The sequence below is a fragment of the Flavobacterium sp. HBTb2-11-1 genome (genome assembly GCF_009826975.1).
GTDB lineage: Bacteria > Bacteroidota > Bacteroidia > Flavobacteriales > Flavobacteriaceae > Flavobacterium.
On the sequence record NZ_WUMO01000002.1, the window covers coordinates 331,188 to 349,910 of the forward strand.

Below are 18,723 nucleotides of genomic sequence, written 5' to 3' on the forward strand. Positions count from 1 at the left end.
ATTTACACATGCATTAAATGATAATGATGCTGTTATTAATAAACCTGTTATAATTGTCTTTTTCATTTTCTTTTAATTAAAAATTTGCATTTACACCAAATGTTACCGACTTAGAGTGTGGAATTCCGTAACCGGCAATCCCAATACCTGCAGCACTTAACCCTGCTACCTCATAATCAAAGCCGCTGAAATTGGTCAGGGTAAATAAGTTCTGGCCTATCAAATTAAAACGCAAGGATGTCATTCCAAAACCTCTAACGATCTTTGGATCCAATGTATATCCGATAGTGATCGTTTTGAGCCTTAGGTAAGATCCATCTTCCACATAATAACTCGATGGCTGCGTTTCATTATTTGAATTCAAGGTCGATAATGCCGGAATATTTGAATTTGCATTCTCAGGTGTCCATGCATCCAGTGTATTGGTTCCGTGGTTGTATCCGAAGTAGGCAAAATCCCCGATGTTTCTCTGCGTATTGTAAATATCATTTCCTTGTTTGCCATCAAAATACATCGATATATCAAAAGCTTTATATGAAGCATACAAATTGATTCCGTATATGAAATCCGGATGCGGATTCCCGATAATAGTTCTGTCATTCTGATCGATAACCCCGTCACCATTCAAATCCCTGTAACGGATACGGCCTAATGCTTTGCCAGGCTGATCTGCATGAACTGCCACCTCTTCCGGAGTCCTGAATATTCCATCAGCTATCAGTCCGTAAAAAGAAGCAATAGGGCTCCCCTGTTTTGTAATGGATATGCTGTTGTTTAATAGAAAATTTGATTCTGTATCTAGGCTCTCTACATTGTTTTTGTATTGGGATAAATTAAAATCAACCCCATAGTTGAAGTCATCTTTAATTTTATCCTTATAGCTTAAAACCACTTCATATCCTTTATTGCTCACACTTCCTGCATTAATCGTTGGCGGTCTTGATTCACCGCTTACTGCAAGAGCGATAGGATTAAGTATCAAATCATCGGTAGTCTTTATGAAGAAATCCGTCTGCAGCTGCAGCTTGTTGTCAAAAAAGCCCAAATCAAACCCGACATTATATTGTGTTGTTTTTTCCCATTTGATATCCGGATTTGCTTGTCTTGTCTGCAATATTCCTCCAAGGGTACCAAAACCGTCCCCCTCAATATCATAATCCGAATACTCAATTACACCTGCTACTGTGTTGTTTATAAAGCTTGACAAATACAGATAATCTCCTATTTGGTCATTTCCGTTTACACCCCATGAAGCTCTGAATTTAGCATTGGAAAAATATTTGCTGGTTGGGAAAAAACTCTCCTTATTAATATTCCATGCCACTGCTGCTGAAGGAAATATGGCAAATTTGTTATTAGGTCCAAATCTTGAAGAACCATCCCTTCTCACACTTCCTGATAAGATATATCTATCGTCATAAATATACTTGCCGGACATAAATTGAGATATTTTATAAGATTCTGTTTCATTTTTTATGGTTTGATATTCAGCATCTGGCCTGATAATATATCCAGAAGGGTCCGTAATATCTACTCCTCTTACTAAATCGCTGTGAACATTATCCTGTCTTGCAGTATTCTCTACTCCCAGCAAAAGTGATATACGATGCTTATTGAAATCTTTATCGTATTTTAAAGTATTTGTAAAAATGGTTGCCAGATAATCATTATTGGTATCCTCTGTAGTTATATTCTGGAAAGTTGATGGAATTGCACCATTCACTGAGAATGCTTCTGAGGCTGTTTTGAATTTAAATGTACCGTAATCAAAATTAAGGGTAGAACTGAAAACCAGATCAGGGATAATAGCATAACTTCCATAGACATTTCCTAATATTCTTTGGCTCATTTGTTTGTTTTTTCTGTTGCCCCATAAATTAGCCAGTGGATTTGGCTTATCCTGAAACCCTCCTGAAAGCGGCGCTGCGTAATCTCCTAAATTGGTATATACCGGAATAATTGGATTCTGCAGAACAGCATTCTCAAATTCATTTGCCTTCACCTCGTTAAATTTGGAATAAAGAAAATTCTCACCGATTGTCAATTTTTTGTCAAAGAAGGTATAGGAGGTATTTAATCTAAGATTCAGACGGTCGAAATAAGTATAGCGTTGCACTCCATTATCAACGGCATAATTAACACTAGAATACAAATTCAATCGCTCAGTTCCTTTTCGGTATGACAAATCATTATTGGTAGAAATTGACGGACTGGTAATGGTTTTTACCCAGTCAGTATCTGCTGAACTTTGCACACCGTTTGGATCCAAATACTGAGGTATAGTAAATCCTGACCCGTTATTGATTAAAACCGGATGTGTCGGCGTCTGGATACCAGCGCCCAGTTGCGCCTGATAATCAACATCTGCCCATTGCTGCGCATGCAGAACATTGATTCTGTCTCTGAGCATATTTACCGTAGCTTCTGTTTTAAACGTAAATTCAGAAGTTCCTTTTTTACCTTTTTTAGTAGTTACCACAATAACCCCATTGGCAGCTGAAGTACCATAGATTGCAGTAGACGCCCCATCTTTTAAAACCTGCATGGACTCAATTTCGTCAGTATTCAAAGACGTCGGGTTGGTTGTCTGTACCCCGTCAATTACCCATAATGGAGCAGATCCACTATTCACGGTGGTAAGTCCCCTGATGGTAATCTGGGAATCATTCCCCCCTGGAGTACCTCCGGAGTTTACCTGAATACCCGCTACTCGTCCCTGAAGGGCAGTCAGAACATTAGGACTTGCTTCCTGGGCCAGGTCAGCGACTTTTACAATAGAAATTGCGCCTGATATATCGGCTTTTTTCTCTTTTACATATCCTACTACAACGACGTCCTCAAGATTATTTATATTTTCTCTTAATATAATGGTGACAAACTTAGAGCCGTCAACGGTTAGTTTAGTTTCAGAAAATCCAATAAAAGAAACAATCAGTTGGTCACCTGAATTTGCCTTAATTGAAAATTTACCATCAAAATCCGAATTTGTGCCATTTTTTGTTCCTTTCACAAGGATGGTGGCTCCAGGAAGCGGATTTTTATTCACATCGGTTATAATTCCCTGAATTTCCTTCTGCTGAGCACTCGCAAAGAGAAAAAAGAAGAAAAAACAAAGGGATGCAAAGCTTTGATTTGCATGTAAGCGTTTCATTTTTGTCATTTTTATTAAGTTAGTTTAGTTAGTTAAGTAATTTATTTTTTGAATTTTAAATTTAGTTCCATATCCTCCAGTGCCACGCCTTTTGTCTCGGGCATTAAAAACAAAACGAAGAGCAATTGGAAAACCATCATCACGGCAAAGAATGCAAACATGTAGCCCGCTCCAAACTCAGAGAAAAAAATCGGAACCAAAGAAGGTATAATAGCCGCAAGTACCCAGTGTACAGAACTTCCAAAAGCCTGTCCTGATGCCCTTAGCTGATTTGGAAAAATTTCAGAGATGAAAACCCAGATCACAGCGCCTTGGCCTATTGCATGTGATGCGATAAACAAAAAGAGAAAAATTGGCACCAGCATTCCTGTCCAGCCGTAGAAAAATGCGGCAGAAACCAGTCCTAGGGACACAATATATCCAATTGATCCAATAAACATCAATTTTTTACGCCCTAGCTTATCAATCAGAAAAACGCCAATAAGGGTAAATATCAGATTGATTATTCCAATACCGATACTGCTTAAAAGTGCTGTACTCTGTCCTAGACCCGCTTCCTGGAAAATCCTCGGGGCATAGTATAGAAAAGCATTGATTCCGGAAAGTTGATTAAAAGCTGCCATCAAAAAAGCCAAAATCAAGGGAAATCTGTATTTATCCGACAAAATAGTCTCTGTTAATTTCACATCCTTATTTGAATTTTTTATATCTGAAATTATTCTCTCAACATCACTATCAGGCTCAATTTGCTTTAATATTTGCGCAGCTTTCACATGATTATTATTAGAGAGCAGCCATCTTGGGCTTTCAGGAATATAAAAAACAAGAACTGTATATATCAAAGCTGGAACAACCTGAATCCCTAGCATCCATCTCCATGCATTCTCTCCTGTATCGCTCAGTACATAATTGGAAAGAAATGCAATCAAAATCCCAAAGACAATATTAAACTGATAAAGGGATACCAGTCTTCCTCTCTCTTTTGATGGTGCAATTTCAGAAATATAGGAAGGAGCCGCTATTGTAGAGGCGCCAATTCCAAGACCACCGATAAATCTAAAAAAAGCAAATGTCCATGGATCATTGGACAAGGCTGAACCTAGTGCTGAAATAGTAAATAAAATACCTATAATCATCAATGTTTTCTTTCTCCCTAGTTTATTGGTTGGAATGGCTCCAAAAATAGCACCAATTACGGTACCCCATAATGCCATAGCCATAACTACAGAACCGTGAAAAAAATCACTTGAATTCCATAACTCCTGAAGCGTCTTATCTGCACCTGAAATTACTACTGTATCAAAGCCGAATAAGAATCCTGCTAAAGATGCTATCACGGACCATAAAATAATTTTTTTATTCATTTTTTGTTTAGTATTAATAAATTGTTAGCCAAACATAAATATTGTTTTAAATAAACATAATTGATATTGTTACAAAATGTTTCAATTTTGATAATCCATCTTAAAATATTGAAATAGTGATGGTTATGGATTTTATTTTATTCAAATACCAATTGTTTATTGGAAAATGTTGCAGGCAAATACGACTGTGTTACATTTTTATTTACCCATGATATTTTAAGTGGCAAAAAAAAGGACTAAAAAAAATGTATAGTTAATTTTTTAATCCTTTAATTCAAATATCAATAATTATTATGCTAAATATTTACAAATATGTATCTAATCCCACTGACTTAAATACTAATTTTTGATCTTGTTTTGAAGTTTCAAAAGATACATTCAGTACACTATTAGGAGCAAAAAACAAGTTGGTAAATACATATTTTCCATCGTGGGTAAAAACTTCCATAGAATACTTGTCCACAATAATCCTAACTTGAAATTCTTTATCAGAATGGTCTAGCTTGATTTTCTGGATAGTAGGGAATTGCTTGCTATTTACATACTTATCCGATTTTCTGCGCTCTAAAATGAGTTCATTAGTATTTTTATTATATGAAAAATTAATAATCGAAGAACCCTTGCTTTTAATATTAAAACGCAGGAAATCATGGATCGTGGATGGATTAACAGTAAATACAGTCGAAAAAGATAAACTGTCGGATTTAGTAAAACTGCTCAGTAATTTATTTGCCTGCTCAATTGTAGCTTCGCTTTTGACAATCGATTTTTTCTTGTAATTGTCAATTTCCTTCACTGGCTCCTGTTTTAAATAGAAAAAACCATCTTTCTTCTCAAGACTTAATGTTCTGGGAACAGACATCGATCCTCGCCATCCATAATAAGGAACTTTGTCAGCGTACTCCCAATTATTCATCCATCCCAGCCATTTTCTTTCTTTTGTTTCTTTAGGGGTGCCATTCCATACTACTGCGGCGTAAAAATCCTTTCCATATTCAATGAAATTCAATGGTTCCTTTGTCAGTGACTTGTTGACTTTAAAGGATTTTCCATCAAAATCTCCCAAAAAGTATTGAAGTCCAGATCCCCCAGCTATGCTGTGTGTTCCCAAATTAACCCCAAGGACCCAAACAGACTCATTGTTATAGTCCAATTGAAACAAATCAGGACATTCCCAAATACCTGCAGTCACTCCAGCAGGTCCAAACTCGCTCATCAGGTCCCACTTTTTTAAATCTTTCGAACTGTAAAACTGGACCTTCTTTTCTTGTGAAAGTGAAACGGTCATGATCCATTTTTGATCCGCCTGATACCAAAAAACCTTTGGATCCCTAAAGTCCGCCTTTTTTAAATCGATTACCGGATTCTGATCATACTTGGTAAAAGTCCTTCCTTTATCGTTGCTGTAGGCTATGCTTTGGCTCTGAAATCCCGATTTAGCATCATAAGCTGTATAAATAGCAACAATAGGCGGCACATTTCCCGTTCCAAAACCGCTGGTATTTTGATGATCCACTACAGCAGAACCTGAAAATATCATTACTTTATCTTCTTCCTCCAGCGCGATTGGCAGATGCTCCCAGGTAATCAAGTCCTTGCTTACAGCATGCCCCCAACTCATGTGTCCCCATTTTTCACCATAAGGATTATACTGGTAAAACAAATGGTATTCCCCCTGATAAAAAAACATTCCATTTGGATCATTAATCCAGTTCTTTTCAGGGGTAAAATGCAGCACAGGCCTTGCAGCAGTACTGTTATCTGAAATTGGGCTATTGCTGTTTTTTTGGGCAATACAGCTTGTCAAGGCAGCCAACATAAATGCTGCCAGTATACTTTTATGCTTTTTCATTTATTTTACAATTACTTTAGTTTGAAAAATTTCATTATTTATGATTCCTTTTATTAGATAGACGCCCCTTGAAGCCTTAAGGCCATTGTCATAATAGCCGTCCCACTGTATTGAATTATTTTCAGGATCTACCATAGCTGCTATTTTACGCACAATTGTTCCTGAAATATCAACAACAGCGGCATACACAACTGTCCCTTGTGCAAGGGTATTAAACTGAAAATTAAAACCAGAATCAGAAGGATTGGGAAATACTTGCAGATCGGCTTCTTTTTGTTTGGCAGGCTTCTGGGTTGAAACAGTGCCAGACCCTTCAATATTATAAATTGTCAAATCTTTGGCTGTTGCTGTTCCCCCTTGAGCATACAATTCAATTCCGTCTGAACCCTTTGAAGGGAATACCCTGGTTGCAAAGGCCAATTGATCGTCGATAAAAACTTCAATCACTGAAGCATCGACAAAAATCCTCCATTTCATATCCTGCTTTGGCATGGTATAAGATGTAGCCAGATTTCCTAAAGGTACGCCTGTAAGCTTGGAAGAATTGCTTCTGTTCACTACAAAATTCTGAGTAGTATAATCATAATAAATAATAGTTTCTTCTCCGTTGGCTACCCCTTTGTTTAATATAAATCCAACTTTGGTAGCATCACCAGGATTTATAGTGGCCTCAATTTCATATTGTGTACCCTTAGCGTTATTTAAAACATTACTAACACCAGCGCTGAAATTCACATTGCTGAATTTTTGGGATCCTTTCCTAAGAGCTGTTAAATTTGGATGCGGCTTTTGGTAGATCTTATTATTTGCCAATGTCCAAACTCTAGGCAGGCTGAAAATATTTGCCCACCCCTGTTCTTTATGCTTATCAGATGTAACGCCATCCGGGATAATGCCAATAGCGGTCAGATTCCCATCTTTATCCTGCTGAATAGTAGGTGAAAGCAGCTGGTTTATTACATCAAGTCTTTCTGGAGTTCCATTGTCTGTAACAAATTTACCATTATTAAAATTTCCTGTCCAATACAATGCATTTGCGTTAGGAAGTTTATTGATCAGTAAGATTGACTTGCTTCCAAAATTATAATAAACAGGCATTTCCCAAAAATCTCCAGTACCGTCCGAAGCCGGGTTTCCTTCCAGCATAGTCCCCTGATAGGTCCATTGCTGGAAATCTTCATTCAAGGCTTTATATAGAAACAATCCTCCTCTGGATGTTCCGCTGCGAAGTCCTGTACCAATCATCATATACCAGCTTCCATTTTCCTTAAATACAAAAGGGTCACGAAAATCTGCATGTGAAACCCCGGCTGGAGCGCTCGTTATAATCGCAGATGCATTTTTAGTCCAGTCAATATATGGGCTTACAGCTGTTGCCAAACCAATTCCTGCTTTGCTTTTATCAACTCCGGTATAAAATAAATACGGTTTTCCACCGGAAACTACCGCATGGCCTGACCATATACCAACTTCATCAAAACCAGGCTGAGGCCATAAAGCCTGCTTCAGCTCTTCCCAATTAACCAGATCATTACTTACGTAATGTCCCCAATTAATATGTTCCAAATAAGGTCCGTTGATGTTTCGCTGGCTGAAAATATGGTACTTTCCATCCAAATAGATCATTCCATGGGATTCGTTAGTCCAGCCTGCGCTGGGCATAAGATGATATTTCGGTTTGTTGTTATCATCTGCAAATCGCTCATTAGGAATTCGCAGATCAGGGATTGTTATTTTTTGCTTTTGATAATTTGTCTGAATTTCATCAGCAGTAAGCATTTTATCCCATACAGAAACTAAATCAACAGCACCAGTAAGTGCATTAGTATCAAATCCTGCAAGTGTTTTCACCTTGGATTCCTTTCCAACAAAAATAGTGGCATTCTTATCCCAGGCAAGGGCGCCGGCAGCAAAAGATGAAGACTCAATTTCCACCCCATTAAGGAACAACTTTGCTGCTCCTTTTTCCGCATCAATATTTACCACAATAAAGCTCCATTCCCTGAGTTTTACTTCCTCATCTGAAATAATCTGACGCACATCATTTCCAATCTTAAATTGGGCAATTACTCTTCCATGCTGATTGATCCCGAAAGAGACTCCTGCACTGTTAGAGGTATTCATATTTGAAAAAACAGCCGCAACTGTATGCTCGGTGATAGGATCTTGGTTTTTTCTCTGAACGGGAAACACCGCCGGTGCTATCCAGCCTGAAACAGCAATATTTTTTGTTGGATAGCTGATTGCTGCATTTCCGGATGCCCATCCATAGTAGCCATTAACACGCAGTGCGTTTCCCTCCAGACCCGCAATTCTTTCTGCAGAATCTGTGGGTCCGGCTATGATAAAATTTGACTTTGTTTTGGATTCAGTGGTATTCTGTCCGGAGGTTTCATTAAAGCTAAAACCTATTATCTGAGAAGCGGCATTCGAACCTGGATCAGGACCTGGATCTGGTTTAGGATCCTGTTTGGATTTACAGCCTATCAGCAGCAGTCCAAGTAGTAAGTATTTCTTGTTCATATCTTTATAATTTTCATAAAAATAGAAAAGCAAAATTACTTAGACTTCTCAAAATGTTACCTTGAGAATAAAAAATAAATAAAATATAAAATACTAAATATCAAATAGATACATTTATTTATTTTGATTTTTTTTTAAACAGACCTCAATACATCTAAAAATGATACATTCAAAGAAAACGATTAAGTTCGAAACTCCTTTGGAGACAAATTATATTTGTTTTTGAATGATGTAGAGAAATAGTTCGGCGTCGAAAAACCACAGGAATAAGCAATTTCCGAAATGGTAAGTGTAGTATTTTTCAGCAATTCCTTGGCTTTTTCCAATCTAATATTATTAATATAATCACTAATATTGACATTTAGCAATGCTTTCATTTTTCGATATAATTGTACCCTTGAAATATTTAGATTTTCAGCAAGTTCTTCCACTGAAAATGATGAATTATCCAAATTTTCAGAAATTAGATCATTGATTTTTTTAATAAAATCCCTGTCCTGCGCGCCGAATCCCAGCTCTTCAACTTTATTGAGGTTATTGGTATAATAATATCTTATTTTTTCACGATTGAAAAGAAGCCCTTTTATAGATTCTTTTAAAACTTTTAAATTAAAAGGTTTGGTCAAAAACAAATCAGCATTGGCTTGAAGCGCTTTCACAAAAGAATTGTCATCATCTTGAGCCGTAAGAATTATAGTTGGAATATGTGAGGTACGGGTATCTTTCTTTAAAATCTCACAAATTTCAAAACCGCTTAATTCAGGCAGATTTAAATCACAGATAATAATATCAGGTATAAGATCAAAAGCAGTTTCGATGGCCTTAGTTCCATTGCATTTTATTACGTTGTAATTGGGTTCGAGTTTTAAAGTTATAAAATCAAGAAGGTCGACATTATCTTCGATAATTAATATTGTATGTTTCTCTTCGTCTGATTTCAATTCCTCAGTCCTTTGAATATCAATATCTAGATAGTCATAATCATTATTAGTGATAAAAGCCGATTCATCACTGACAATTGAATTTTCAGTTAAATGATCCTTCCCCAGCTTGATGGTTATGATAAATTCAGTTCCATTTTTGGAAAATACCTCGATTTTGCCATGGTGAAGATCAATAAAATTTTTTGAAAGGCTAAGTCCGATTCCAGAACTGTTCTTATAATTATTTGAACCCTGGTAAAAGGAACTAAACACTTCTTTGATCTCATTGTCAGGAATACCCATTCCTGAATCCTTAATACTAATTTTAAACGAATTATCCTCAGTACTTTTAAATATTGAAACATAAATGCTGCCATTGTCCGGAGTAAATTTAAAGGCATTGGAAAGCAGGTTGAAATAAACCTTATCCATAAGGTTTCTGTCTATAAATGCCTCGATTTGCTCATGACTTGATTTAAAAGTATAATTGATATTCCTTCTGGTCGCCTCTCTTGCAAATTCTTTGAAAATTTCCTTGGAGAAACTTACGACATTGGTCAGTGCCGGATTGAAATTGAATTTCTTTTCCTCAATTTTTCTGTAATCCAGCAATTGATTTATTAATCGCAGCAGCCTTCTTGAATTATTATGGATCAAATAAAAATCTTTCTTGTTCGTTTCCGCAATTATAGATTTGTCAGAAGTTACCGAATCAATAGCGTTCATGATAAGCGTCAATGGAGTTTTGAATTCATGCGATAAACCGGTAAAAAAATTCAGTTTGTCCTCATTGCTGATTTTCAGCTGATTTGCAAAGGTTTCAATTTCATTTCTCTGGCTCAGGATTTTCTCATTTGTATCTTCAAGCAGCTTCTTTTTTCTTAAAATAGTAACCGCTGAATAAACACTATAAATGGCAAGGCTCAAAATTACAAGCAAAAAGAAGGTCAATAGCCTTGTCAGATTATACTGAGTAGTAAAAGCTATTTCCTGCTTTTTGATGGTATTTTGCTGCAATTCAATATCGGTCTGCTGTTGGGTAATTTTATCAAATTGATTGATCATGATATCAGCGTTAAGCGAATCAATTACAATTGTTGTCAATTTATTATACTTAGGCACTTTTTCTCCTTTCAATATTTCAAGCGCCATTCTCAATGCTTCACTTCCACCGGTAGGATATAAAATAGAAGCAGCCAGAACCCCATCCTTTACCAGATGAATACCGCCATTGGGGCCATTCAAACCATCAACTCCTATAAATTTTATTCGGTTTTCCAATCCCCTCTTGCGCGCCACTTTCCAAGCCTGATTTGCAATATTGTCATTAAATGCAAATACATAATTTATGCCTGGATTTTTTTCTAAGAGCATTTCAAACTCTTTTTCAGGCAGCCCCTTCTTGGTTCCATCCAAGCGGCCGACAACAGAGACTCCTGGAAATCTTTTTATAACTTCATTAAAACCTTGTGTACGTTCTTTCCCGGGAGATGTATCCAGATCGGCAAATACTTCTACGACCTTGGCTCTTTCTTTAGAATTTGAAATTAAATATTTTGCCGCCAGACGGCCTACCTCCAAATTGTCCGCCCCCAAATAAGTGGTAAACTGGTCTGTATTAATTTTTCTGTCGACAAGAATTACAGGTATATTTTTCTGATATGCCTTCTCGATAATTGGAGTCAGGGCATTGCTTTCCAATGGTGAAATGATAATGGCATCCATACCGTCATCTATCATTTTTTGAATCTGCTGAATTTGTTTCTCTGAATTCCTGTCCGCGTTGTAAATTGTCAGGTCTACCTCAGGATAAAGCGAAGCTTCCAATTTCATAGAATAATCCATAGCAACCCTCCACTGATCTCCACTTATGCATTGTGAAAAACCAATTTTTTTTCTATGATTTTGAGCAGTATCTCTATTACAAGATAAACAAGCGAAAAATAAAAGTAGAACGAGAATATTTTTCATCCAATTCAGCATAATGTGAGTCTTTTTAGACAACAAAAAAGTTTTGTAACAAAAATAAACATAAAGAGCAGTAATTTTAAATAATGCAAAAAATTATAACTATAAAATTTACAATCATTAATTTAAAGCATTCAATAATTACATTATTCATAGTTTAACGGTTCGAAATTAGTTTTTTTTACATAAAAAGAATTATAAAATTGATTCAATACAGTATAGTTAAGTTACATTGAATTATATAATTTCTGTTATTGTAAGGGATTTTCCACGAAATAGTCCATCAAGTTTCTTATGTCCATTAGTATTTTAAAATGAAAACAAAAACAGATCTTTAAATGTTAAAAAATTAGATATGAATTCCATCAATCCCCAACGGGACATCCAAACCAAATTGATAATACCAATGAAAGACAGACACTACATATAGAAAGCCAATCTCTTCAAATCATCCAAAAATGATGTTGAAATTTGTCCTGTCCCTCTCACTACTAAAAAAACGTTAAAACTTAGGTTTTAGCGTTTTTTTTATGCTTTTCATGTAGTTTTTTATACGTTTTATCCTACTTAAATACACGGTTTAGACATCCTGTTGAGGTGACTAGTCAGGATTTAAACCAAACTTAACATACTAATTTACAGACATAAAAACATTCAACTTATCTTTATATTAAGAATAATTTAACACTGAAAAACTAAATTATGAATTATAGAGATGAGCAAAACAAGGGAAAAATATCTCCAGAAAAGGCACAGAAAATGCTTAAAAAGGAAGGAATGAATGTAACAGTTGAGCAGGCAGAAGAAATATTATACTTTCTCCGACTGATAGCAAATATTCATATTGTAAAATTTATCGAGAAGAACAAAACGACTGAAAAAAACTAGATGTCTCGTCACAAGCACTTGATTGCTATATTTTAAATCAATAAGTATTTCTTAATCTGGTATATAATTAAAAAGAAGGCTAAAAGCCTTCTTTTTAATTATATACAGCCATCTTCAATTTTTATTGTGATAAATAAAGTTAGATTAGATTTTATCGAATTTTAGAAACAATATTATTTTATTTCAATCTGCAAATATTTTCCTTCTTGATTCCTGCCAAAATCAATATAGATTTCACCATCGGAATTAGTTGTCAATAAATTTCTTTTAACCTTCTGTCCCTTTTGATGCACCCTCCACCCTCTTGACATTGAGGAATATTTGGCATTAGCACTCGTGTCACACAAAGAACCGTCTGAAATTATGGTAACACGGGCCTGTGCAGAGAGACAAGGTTAAATTTATCTAAGTTGAGAATGTCATCAATATGATCACGATGCGGATGGGTAATAACTAGATAATGAATATCTCTAATTTTGTAATGGCCATACAAGGTTTCTAATGGACTGCGGTCCTCACTGTTCTCAGAGTAATCTCCTCTACCCAGATCATAAACCAGATTTTTATTATTTGGTGTTCTTACAAAAATTGCATTTCCATGCTTCACGTCCCATACACGTACTTTTAAGTTTCCCATATCTTTAAGATTTAAAAAGTAAAAGATTAATATTAAGTTTACGTTTTGCTATTGTATAAACCTGTTGAATTTCCCTTTGCTATACGGGTTTATACATCGCTGTTTCATTTGTTTTCAAATCCATACCATCAATTTATATCTGTAAAAAACAATACCCTCTTACTTTATTGAACATTACATATCTAAATTCATTGAAAATACTGAACCGATTACTTGTTTTTTATTCTGAAGCTATTAAAATTGGGGCATACAATTTTACCTGAAGCTCAGTAATACATTCGGCATGTTTAACCAAAGCGTCTATCTGCTTGATCTCAAGCTTTGTCAGGTTTGTCTTTACACCTCTTGCGGTTGTCAATTCAGCATCCGTGGGTTTTTGTGTAATAATTTCAGCATATTTGATGCTACGCATCAAACGTTCCTGGATTACATCCCATTTCTCACTGTCAATTTCAACCTGGGATATCCCATGCAGTTCTGCGACTTCCTTTAAAACTGCTCCCTTTTTTAAATTATCCATAAATCCATCAAGGCAGCTTTCTAAGTCCCATCCAAGGGACTGATAAGCTATTGACTTTTGATTAAATCTATAATTGTCGTATACATGCTGGATCATCTGATAGTTTTTTATTCTGTTCATGAAAATTTCACTGGTTCTCATAAGAAGCTGCAGCACATTATTGAAGGAACTTATCTTTGGCATCATGTTTCCGGCATCACTAACAATTATTACATCACATTCATATGAACTATTTTTTTGTGTCAGCTTATGCACACCCTGATTATCATAGACTCCTCCATCTACTAAACAGGGTCTAATGCTTTCAAAATCACTTTCATCTTGAAAATATTTTTTATCAATAAATATCGGTGTAAATGCAAACGGAACACAGGTAGAAGCAGCCACTGCAAGAGAAATGGGAAATTGTTCAGGTTTAAATTTTATCGATTTATGCCCTTTTCCCGGATGCTCATACAATGAATCACTCATTTTGTTTTTAGAAAAAGTAAAGGGTCTCCCTGTTTCAAGATTGGTTGCATTTATCGCTATTAGCGGCGTTGGATTAAAATCTTTCAAAGCCTTTCCTTCAAAAAACCATTTAGAATAAAGTCTGTTAATAATAGTACTGACCGGAAATATTTTAAACTGAAAAATAAGCACGCAGCATATCATAGCAATCAGAAGAAGAGTCGACACCCACGCGAAACGTGTAAATAATAAATATAGCGATAACAAAACTATGGAAATCAAAAAGAAAGCTATGCAGATAAACCTAAAGGAAAGCAAGATTCCTTTAATTATGCTTTTTTGTACGATGGCTTTTAAACACTTTTCAAAATCTTCAAAATTTTCACCTTTCAATCCGTAACAGGCCCCAGTAATTGATCCCCCAGAAATAGTAGAAATTACATCCACTTTTTCAAGAATTCCCATTTCACGTAACTTTCGTAATGTTCCAAGATGATAAATAGCAGCCCTGTATCCGCCTCCCGACAATGATAATCCAATCTTAAATTTTCTATCTTTTATTTTAATCATATACAAAAGGTATTATTTTATTTTTTGTTACAATTACAGCACAGGTAGGAATTGGAATCTGCTTGTTTATCGCCTGCAGTTTCTCAATGGAAACCATATCCTGACCGCTTAATGTTTCCAAATTCATTGGATGTGTATGCCACTCCCCTACGTAGCCGATAACCTGCCCTGTCTGGTACTTTATATCATCAACCAGATTTGCAAGACCTTCAATACCGCGGTTAAAAGCCACAGGAGAACTCGTGCTGTCAGCCGGCTGCTCAATTACATCATAGATATGCAGCGTTTTTGTTTTGTAACTCGCAATACCAATCAGTATGCCGCCAGTTTCATTGGGCACATGTGAATTGCAGAGATCCAGCAGTTTCCTGCTGAGACCCGACAAAAATCTTAACGTCCAAAAGCTATCATTTTTACTTTCGTAAACTTCAAACGGTTCCACACAATACCTCTTATTCGAAATCTTTGGAAAATTATCCGCAGATTTCCTGAAAACATTTAGATAAATAAATCCACTTTTCAAAAAATCCTCAAAAGGGTAAGCTGCAAGAACTTGCGAGAATGCGGCGCCATGGAAGCTTATTAAATCATCAGCCATTACATTGGTAACCGAACTGCATCCCATCCCGATATCTAAAACATCCTGCTCTCTATCTGCATCTCCTATCCGCCAATATGCCAACTCTGAATTCTCAACTGCTAAATAACAGGCCAAATAGATAAGATCATCCATTCTCGGGTTATTGGCTGAACCTTGTAAGTATAATAATCCAATCTCACCGCCATCAACAATTTCACATTTAGCGTAACGAGCATTTATTACATCCTGCCTCTCAATGAGATTATGCATCACACCAGGGCTGGCCGTTGAATCTACTATCAGTTTATACTTTGCAACCTCTTCGTTTTTAACAAAAGATATCGGCCTATCAAAAAAAACAAAATTATTTGTTGCATCAAGTTCATAAAATGCTTTTATTTCCTCAACAACAGCTTGCGATTTTTTTCGGCCCACATGATTTGAAAATAAGACATGTCTTCCAATATTATGCTGCTGGAAACTATCATGATCAACAACACCAAGTACATTTTTACCGGAGCGGGCATCGTGCATAATTATTTTCGATCCCAGTGAACCTGCTCCAACATATAAAGTTTCTGCCAATCTTGTTTCATTACTTAATGATGATGCCAGCTCTGCCGTAAAAGGCTGGGAATGGGAGGAAATACAAACCCCTTCCTCATCATTAACCAATCCGCTAAAATCATCGTTTAAGATGAGAGTGTAGGTAAAGAATTCATAAGTTCCCTCATACCCAATCACTTTATAAGGTCTCTTAATTGCATGAGTCATCACTAGAAGTGATCTCAAAGGCACATTACCCGCTTTTAAAGCTGATAACATTTCAGCAATATCAATTCCTCTAATCTTTAAAAACCCTTTCAGTTCCCCATAATTAGCCGGCAGATTTGTAAAATATGCCGGTTCTTCATTCTGATCAGGATCCCATATCAAAAGAGAATAAAATGGAAGTACTTTACTGTTATGATCCCTGCTTTTATTTTCGACTTTTGATATTGCCTCCCTAAATTTGTCAAGACTGATAAAGGGGATGTCCGAAATTGATTTGAAAGCCCTCTCATTTTCTGCTTCTCCAGTATAAGCGGAACTTAAAATAAGCGCCAGTGGGTAACTGTCTACAAATCTTCGATTCTCACTCACTATATCTCTGAAAGTCTCATATTTGAAAACATGTTTTCCCAGTGATGTATTCAGACGAACGGGATCAAACTCGTTATTGTCTGTTACAAGGGTTCCAGTCGCTGCCTTGAAAAACCATTGAGCCGCAATTATTAGCAAATCTCCAATGGTCTTAGTTGCAAACCACTCGTTCAAACTTCCGCGAACCAAACACAATACAGCCGGTTTCCCTTCATCTGAATAATACAGATGAGGGAGCCTGCTTTTAGGAAATGTCTTTCTGTCAGACATAATCAACGGTGCAGCCTCTGGATATCTATGCAAAGCTATCTTTACCAGTATTGGTTCGACAGCTAATATATTATTATCTATAGAACCGCGTGCAGGAAGGGAAACATTATAACTTGCCGCAATTACAATGTGATGCTCATCCCAGACAAATACCTGTAGAGAGGGATCGTTAAAATACGCTTTGACCTGTTCTACTGCTTCAGCAGTTTTAGCACTCAGCTGCCCGCTGTATGCTTCTAAATGGATACTATACTGCATCAGCCCTGAGAAATTATCGATGACGCAGCACCGCTTCCTCCGGCAGAAGTAGCTGCTCCAGAAATTTTTTGCTTAAAAGCCCTTGCAGGACCATTTTTAGTGATTTCGAAAACAATTGGTTCCGGTTTTGATTCTTTAGGCTCAACAGCCGTATTTAGAAATTTTTCCTTTGATTCAATTTTTTTAATATACTCAACCTTTGCATCATAATACGGCGGATTATCATCATTGTTTACGATTTTTTTACTGGAAGCAATAACAAAAGCTCCTGGTTTTGCATAATCAAGTGCCTCCAGAGAGGTCTCAATTACCTCGTCTTTGTCAGTATCATTGAAAAATGTCCAAGAGCAGTGATGAGGAGCCATAAACAAATCCCAATCCAATGCTTTTTCCGTTTTATCATTTCCATATCTAGTGGTTCTATCAATTATCTGTTTCCAGGTACTATGATCGGAATCACCTCCAAAAATGGCCTGACACGAAAATACCGTATCCCAAGAATTTTCTTTGAATCTTGCCTGAAAAACAATACTTGCCGAATTTTTATCTTTTTCAGGAGAATCTAAATGAATTTTGAATGGAGCATGAATAAAAATTGAAAACTTATCCTGCACCCTGTCATTAAAGCTAACGACTACCTCACCAGGTTTTGAACGCAGATCATCCAAATCATCATATTTTTTACTTCCGTCATAACCGATTATTCGAATCCTGTTTCCAGGAAGGTCCTTTTTTAGATCTCCTTTTCTATGCAGTTCTAATCTCCGTTCCGCCTCTTGCTGGTAAGCATCTTCATCCTCATTACTGTACTGCTCAGCAATCATTGGCGAGAACCACATAGCATCAACTCTGATAAGATTTTTGTCTTTATCTGCCTTCGAATAATCTCCCGGAGCTCCCGTGTAGAAATTCTTTTTAAATCCACGGCAATGGTCATGATCGCCATGGGTAAGAATAAAAACGTCCAAATACGGAATGCCATCAGAATCTTTCTTTATAGATTCCAATAGTTCTGTATGAACATCACATAATTGATCATCTTCCTTTGCGGACTCTCTAATATTACAGTCGATAAGTATTCTTGTTCCATCTTCCAGCGTAATAAGGGACTGGTCTCCATTGCAAACAGGAAAATATGTAATTGAATTTTTAAGAGCACTACTCATATTGTAATCCTCCTTTCATGATTAAAACAATCTGAAAAATAGGATTTTCAGTTAATCTTAGTAATTTTAAATAGGTTAAGTTCGGTAAAACAACATTTTTCTTCTTCGTCATATACTTTTTTTTAGAAATTGCCCAAGTTTATTAGTCGGTATTGGGATTTAGACCGAGAAGCACATAAAAAAAATTTGCAGGAGAAAAAAAATAAAATAGTTTTGCACCTTTAAATTAAAAGTAAAGCTTTACTTCTACAAGAATTACTTTAGCAAGAATAAGAGTCCTTAGGATTGGCGTTCACAGGACTCTTTCACTTACTCCAAAAGGGTGCCAGATTCGTTAATATCTGTTAAATTGTCTTAATATTTATCGTTTTTAACAACAAAATTCGACAAAGTGCTAATCTTTATCGATAAAATGTATAAATTATTTCTAAATATCCATGACACACATTTTATAAAAACC

At 36.1% G+C, this 18,723-nt stretch carries 10 protein-coding genes; 1 reads left to right on the top strand and 9 read right to left on the bottom strand.

The annotated features are described in order from the left end of the window. Nucleotides 1-76: 76 nt before the first annotated feature. The 5 genes from GR162_RS06495 to GR162_RS06515 form a co-directional block, all read right to left on the bottom strand. Nucleotides 77-3,151, bottom strand: coding sequence for a TonB-dependent receptor (locus GR162_RS06495; RefSeq protein ID WP_160781441.1), 3,075 nt, complete (start codon nucleotides 3,149-3,151; stop codon nucleotides 77-79). Between the two features lie 41 nt (nucleotides 3,152-3,192). Further along, complete coding sequence (locus GR162_RS06500; protein WP_160781442.1) at nucleotides 3,193-4,515, bottom strand: sugar porter family MFS transporter; 1,323 nt, start codon at nucleotides 4,513-4,515, stop codon at nucleotides 3,193-3,195. A 304-nt stretch (nucleotides 4,516-4,819) separates the two neighbouring features. Then, the gene (locus GR162_RS06505; RefSeq protein WP_160781443.1) at nucleotides 4,820-6,334 is read right to left on the bottom strand and encodes a glycoside hydrolase family 32 protein; all 1,515 of its coding nucleotides are present in this window, start codon (nucleotides 6,332-6,334) and stop codon (nucleotides 4,820-4,822) included. A 33-nt stretch (nucleotides 6,335-6,367) separates the two neighbouring features. Next, complete coding sequence (locus GR162_RS06510) at nucleotides 6,368-8,890, bottom strand: GH32 C-terminal domain-containing protein (protein ID WP_160781444.1); 2,523 nt, start codon at nucleotides 8,888-8,890, stop codon at nucleotides 6,368-6,370. Nucleotides 8,891-9,072: 182 nt separating this feature from the next. Continuing rightward, entirely contained in the window at nucleotides 9,073-11,784 is a 2,712-nt protein-coding gene (locus GR162_RS06515; RefSeq protein ID WP_160781445.1) for a substrate-binding domain-containing protein, read from the bottom strand. 699 nt (nucleotides 11,785-12,483) lie between these two features. Here GR162_RS06515 and GR162_RS06520 point away from each other — a divergent pair. Continuing rightward, entirely contained in the window at nucleotides 12,484-12,669 is a 186-nt protein-coding gene (locus tag GR162_RS06520) for a hypothetical protein (protein WP_160781446.1), read from the top strand. Nucleotides 12,670-13,030: 361 nt separating this feature from the next. Here the strand turns inward: GR162_RS06520 and GR162_RS22120 are convergent, their stop codons facing one another. The 4 genes from GR162_RS22120 to GR162_RS06540 all read right to left on the bottom strand — a co-directional run bounded on the left by GR162_RS22120 (nucleotide 13,031) and on the right by GR162_RS06540 (nucleotide 18,263). Further along, nucleotides 13,031-13,306 carry an MBL fold metallo-hydrolase gene (locus GR162_RS22120; protein WP_202393907.1) on the bottom strand — a complete coding sequence of 92 codons (276 nt, stop codon included), beginning with the start codon at nucleotides 13,304-13,306 and terminating at the stop codon, nucleotides 13,031-13,033. Between the two features lie 220 nt (nucleotides 13,307-13,526). Continuing rightward, the gene (locus GR162_RS06530; RefSeq protein WP_160781447.1) at nucleotides 13,527-14,846 is read right to left on the bottom strand and encodes a patatin-like phospholipase family protein; all 1,320 of its coding nucleotides are present in this window, start codon (nucleotides 14,844-14,846) and stop codon (nucleotides 13,527-13,529) included. Continuing rightward, nucleotides 14,839-17,097, bottom strand: a complete 2,259-nt coding sequence (locus GR162_RS06535) for a ThiF family adenylyltransferase (protein ID WP_160781448.1) — start codon at nucleotides 17,095-17,097, stop codon at nucleotides 14,839-14,841. The genes GR162_RS06530 and GR162_RS06535 overlap by 8 nt, the downstream gene beginning before the upstream one ends. Further along, nucleotides 17,097-18,263, bottom strand: coding sequence for a cobyric acid synthase CobQ (locus GR162_RS06540; protein WP_160781449.1), 1,167 nt, complete (start codon nucleotides 18,261-18,263; stop codon nucleotides 17,097-17,099). The genes GR162_RS06535 and GR162_RS06540 overlap by 1 nt, the downstream gene beginning before the upstream one ends. Nucleotides 18,264-18,723 lie beyond the last annotated feature (460 nt).

Coding starts and splice junctions, on each gene's coding strand:
- GR162_RS06495 (WP_160781441.1), bottom strand. CDS start 3,151: ATGAAACGCTTACATGCAAATCAAAGCTTTGCATCCCTTTGTTTTTTC.
- GR162_RS06500 (WP_160781442.1), bottom strand. CDS start 4,515: ATGAATAAAAAAATTATTTTATGGTCCGTGATAGCATCTTTAGCAGGA.
- GR162_RS06505 (WP_160781443.1), bottom strand. CDS start 6,334: ATGTTGGCTGCCTTGACAAGCTGTATTGCCCAAAAAAACAGCAATAGC.
- GR162_RS06510 (WP_160781444.1), bottom strand. CDS start 8,890: ATGAACAAGAAATACTTACTACTTGGACTGCTGCTGATAGGCTGTAAA.
- GR162_RS06515 (WP_160781445.1), bottom strand. CDS start 11,784: ATGAAAAATATTCTCGTTCTACTTTTATTTTTCGCTTGTTTATCTTGT.
- GR162_RS06520 (WP_160781446.1), top strand. CDS start 12,484: ATGAATTATAGAGATGAGCAAAACAAGGGAAAAATATCTCCAGAAAAG.
- GR162_RS22120 (WP_202393907.1), bottom strand. CDS start 13,306: ATGGGAAACTTAAAAGTACGTGTATGGGACGTGAAGCATGGAAATGCA.
- GR162_RS06530 (WP_160781447.1), bottom strand. CDS start 14,846: ATGATTAAAATAAAAGATAGAAAATTTAAGATTGGATTATCATTGTCG.
- GR162_RS06535 (WP_160781448.1), bottom strand. CDS start 17,097: ATGCAGTATAGTATCCATTTAGAAGCATACAGCGGGCAGCTGAGTGCT.
- GR162_RS06540 (WP_160781449.1), bottom strand. CDS start 18,263: ATGAGTAGTGCTCTTAAAAATTCAATTACATATTTTCCTGTTTGCAAT.